Genomic DNA, 3,846 nt, shown 5'->3' on the forward strand with positions numbered 1-3,846 from the left:
CATCCGATGAAACTTCCTACCAATACTGTTTCACCACCGAGGATAGGTCTATGGTCATTACCACCATGAAGGTGTCTGATGTATGTTTCAACGTGAACTATTCCTTTGTTTATTAAAATAATGAAGATTGCCACTATCAGATTTTCCAGTTCTGGTGGTGGCAATCATTCTTTTGTGTTGTTGTATTCATGTGGACGTGAATACATGTACACAACTGTATAATCTTCTATGTAAGACCTTTATAATCCTTATCTCGTCGAAAACGATGAGTTATCCTTTTTCCAGAGTATTTTCATTTACCAAGATACAGCTTCGCCCCACACCATGAAGGATGCAACTGGAGTTCCACCTGAGAGACCTTTCGTTTATGTCAGCTGAGCATGATGTAAAGCCAGGTCACTCAGCAGGAAGGAGCATCACGAAACGACATGCGGTATCTAACAAACTGAGTAGGTGGGACGCAAGCGTTACCCACTTAATCAGTTTGCCTATACTGCATGTCCATTCGTCGAGAAGGTGCTCTTGCTCACAGCTACATTCTTCATTGACCCTCCCTTCTTTCAACTTATATAAAGATGGTTGTCCTCGTTTCAACATGCTTCTTTCCCTGCTATAACGTATAATCCTTTCTTTAGCTTAACCTTCGCCCACACCGATGTCCGCAAACACTAACAGTTTGATGGAGAGACTTCCTTTGCTCCATGGTCGAGCGTATCGACTATGGGCAGGAAGCCTCTCTATCAAAGGTACGACATGAACATTCCGTCATCAAAGATAGACGAAGAGTTCATTATTGTCGCACTGGCTGTTGGTGTCTGCAAGGACATTCCCACCCAGCTGTTATAATGCTTCGCCCCACACCAATCCCAAACCATGTTGCAATTTTGGTGAGAGTCTTCCATTCAAGATCTAACGACTATGAACAGAAGACCCTCCTCAAAAGGTGGTAACGTGAAAAGTCTTCAATCCATGCCCACTTCCGTAAGGATGGAACTAAACACTCCATTCTTTCTGAAGTGGGCTCTTTGTATTGATGACACTTCACTTTTGTCACCACTGACAGCAAGATGATTTGGAATTAGCCCACCCGATACAGTTTTAACCGATTTCCTTTCTGGCGATACTATGGTTTCTTTTCTGAGTTATAATGTTCCTCCATGTCGTCCGTAGGATTTCGGGAATATTTTTCTGCGAAGTTATAGCGTCCTTCAACAAGTTTGCAAGTCGTGCCTTGTGAACAATATTCCTTTTTCTACAAAAAAGAGTATTCTTCACGTCAGACTTGCATGATTGTCTTGTACGCACTTCTGAAAGCAGAAAAATCTTCCCAATCCTGTCCGAAAGGACTTAACGAAAGGGAGAAAAAATCTTAGAGATATGAAAACAGATTTGAACATGCAAAAGAACAATGACAGCAGAGCCGAACAAGGTTCGAGCACTGCAAGAACCCAGGAGTGTGCAACAAAGACTAACCGCCTGATAACATCTGAGTTGCAGAAGAGATTGGCAGACTATCCTCTTTATTCACAGGATGGCAAGCATAAGGATGCTCTCTGCATTGCTGTGTTTTACCTTGGCAATATCCGCTGGTACATCATGGAAGGACAGCAGGAAGGCAATGACTTTACGCTCTATGGCATCGTTACTGGACTGCAAGAGACGGAGTACGGCTACCAGTCTGTAACCGAAATGGAAAGTATCACCTATGATGCAAGCGAGTACGGACTTGGCACTTTGAGGATTGAGCAGGACAAGGATTTCAAGCCTTGCACCCTTGCAGAGATTGAGGACGCAGAACTGCAGGCGTTTCTCTCACGGCTCTATGACAAAGACTAATATATAACCCTATAAACGCATAAGATTATGAAGATTATCGTAATGGACAGCGCAAATGTGCGCATCGAAGTTTTGAATGTTCCCGACCACATGATAAACGAGGACATCGAGCAGTTCTTGACAGAGCATGATTATTCGCTTAACAACATTTCATGGATGGCAGCCCCCATTGACTTTGTGCCGGTGCAATTCCATGATTACAGCATCAGCCAACCCAACGGAGAGTTTATGCATGCATCACGTCACGCAAGGCTCAAAGACTTTACCATCTATGACAGTGTGCAGGAAGTGAAAAACAGAGAGCAGGAAGAACTTGCAACCGCACTTCGACTTCATGGTGAAAAGGTGGATGATGGCTATGAGTGGCACTTTGAGGGAGAATGTCCCATCGTAGCCGCATACGACTATGATGAGCCTTGTGACGTGGTTATCCTTGCTGTCAGAATGGATAAAGACGGAGACATCACTTTCATTGGTGATGAGAAGAACGACCGAGGCAATGAGCATGAGATTAAGGCAGATGACATCTTTGCTGGTCATATTGACTTCATCATTTCAGAGATTGGATAGTAATTCACTTTAGGGATAGGTGGCTACAACGCTGCCTATTCCTAATAATCACAAAGTATTATGAGACAAATATTTGTAGTTTATGAAACCGATGCATGGCATAGCATGAACCATCGAAAGTGTGCAGGCGTTTTCACAAGCAAATGGGCGGCAGTGAATGCCATTGTGAAGAACCATCGCATAGAGTTGGAAGAGTTCTTCGACAAGGACGAGATAGAACAAACCTCAAAACGTGTGCTGAAAGCAGAAGCAAGGCGCATACTCCGTAAGGAACTTGAAATTGCCTACCAAACCCAAGGCTATGAGACGAATTATGACATTGAGGTGTGGAACATCAATGAGTGGTATCTAAACTTATACGACCCCGAATGACTAACAAAGAGCGAAAAGCAGTACATCCTCTTTTACTATCTTGGCAAGTCCTATCATGTAGGGTTCACGTAAAGATGATCTTTACTTCCTGTCGGACGGGTGATTAGGGAGAATTTTCTGCGAAGTTACCACTGTTCAATGCAAATGGCAAGTCGTGCTTCGTGGACAATCTTCCTTTTTCACCGAAAAAGAGTATTCTTCACGGCAGACTTGTCTGATTGCCTTGACCGCACTTCTGAATGCAGAAAATCTTCCCAATCACAGTCCGAAAGGATTTAACGAGAGGGAAATAAAAATCAGAAGAACAATGAACATGGTCAAGGTTTACATCAAAGGACAAGAAGACAAGAACCTAAGCAGTTTCTTACGTTACTATCCTGCAAGAATAAAAAACATTGGGTTTGATGCTGTTTTTGACAGACAAATCATCTATGACTTCAAGGATGGTCACAACCATGCAGAAGTAGCCAAATGTGTTGCAAAGATGTTGGTGAAGAAGTATGGACGCAAGATAGGCAAGGTAGTCTTCTCTTGTGTTCCTGCAAGCAGCCAGGAACGAAACGAGGCTCGCAACAAGTATTTCTCCGAACTTGTATGCAGGCTATCGGGTGCCATTGATGGTTTTTCACATGTAAGAGTAAGAGGGGAACGTACTGCCGTTCATGGAACAAAAATAAAGAAAGAATTACGCATGAAGAGATTACAGGAGGGTATGAACATTGAGGTGGATGCAGATTTCTTCAAGAATAAGATAGTCTGCATTTGGGACGATGTGGTGACAACCGGCTCTTCCTTTTGTGCTTATAGTAATCAATTAGAACAGGTCGGGGCGCATGTTACAGATGGCATATTCCTCGGCAAGACATCATATAAATATGTACAGCAATGAAAAAAAGAAACAACAACTCATTTGACAGGGCTAAATCAGCAGCCTTCACAGGACATCGTTACTATGACTTCTCACGAAAAGAGATTATCAGGCAACGTCTGTCACGAGGGGGTGTGTCAAAATTCACACCCTCTTTTAAAATATCACAAAGCCCGAACTTTCACAAGCTCGGACTTTGC

General features: G+C 43.1%; 5 protein-coding genes and 1 pseudogene. All 6 read left to right on the plus strand.

Annotation, left to right across the window (positions count from 1 at the left end; translation table 11 throughout):
- Positions 1-720 precede the first annotated feature (720 nt).
- Entirely contained in the window at positions 721-846 is a 126-nt protein-coding gene (locus tag I6E38_RS15360; RefSeq protein ID WP_262912389.1) for a hypothetical protein, read from the plus strand.
- Positions 847-1,377: 531 nt separating this feature from the next.
- The gene (locus tag I6E38_RS14415) at positions 1,378-1,836 is read left to right on the plus strand and encodes a DUF2958 domain-containing protein (RefSeq protein WP_235394646.1); all 459 of its coding nucleotides are present in this window, start codon (positions 1,378-1,380) and stop codon (positions 1,834-1,836) included.
- A 27-nt stretch (positions 1,837-1,863) separates the two neighbouring features.
- Entirely contained in the window at positions 1,864-2,406 is a 543-nt protein-coding gene (locus I6E38_RS14420) for a hypothetical protein (protein ID WP_027324303.1), read from the plus strand.
- A gap of 60 nt (positions 2,407-2,466) precedes the next feature.
- Positions 2,467-2,778 (plus strand): hypothetical protein, encoded by a 312-nt coding sequence (locus I6E38_RS14425; protein WP_178265300.1) that lies wholly within the window; start codon positions 2,467-2,469, stop codon positions 2,776-2,778.
- A gap of 307 nt (positions 2,779-3,085) precedes the next feature.
- Complete coding sequence (locus I6E38_RS14430; RefSeq protein ID WP_215760871.1) at positions 3,086-3,667, plus strand: type I phosphoribosyltransferase; 582 nt, start codon at positions 3,086-3,088, stop codon at positions 3,665-3,667.
- A pseudogene (locus I6E38_RS14435) lies at positions 3,664-3,846 on the plus strand (hypothetical protein); the annotation flags it as partial. The gene I6E38_RS14430 and the pseudogene I6E38_RS14435, both read left to right, overlap by 4 nt.

The organism is Leyella stercorea (assembly GCF_021531355.1).
In the GTDB taxonomy this organism is placed as follows: domain Bacteria; phylum Bacteroidota; class Bacteroidia; order Bacteroidales; family Bacteroidaceae; genus Prevotella.

Coding starts and splice junctions, on each gene's coding strand:
- I6E38_RS15360 (WP_262912389.1), top strand. CDS start 721: ATGGGCAGGAAGCCTCTCTATCAAAGGTACGACATGAACATTCCGTCA.
- I6E38_RS14415 (WP_235394646.1), top strand. CDS start 1,378: ATGAAAACAGATTTGAACATGCAAAAGAACAATGACAGCAGAGCCGAA.
- I6E38_RS14420 (WP_027324303.1), top strand. CDS start 1,864: ATGAAGATTATCGTAATGGACAGCGCAAATGTGCGCATCGAAGTTTTG.
- I6E38_RS14425 (WP_178265300.1), top strand. CDS start 2,467: ATGAGACAAATATTTGTAGTTTATGAAACCGATGCATGGCATAGCATG.
- I6E38_RS14430 (WP_215760871.1), top strand. CDS start 3,086: ATGAACATGGTCAAGGTTTACATCAAAGGACAAGAAGACAAGAACCTA.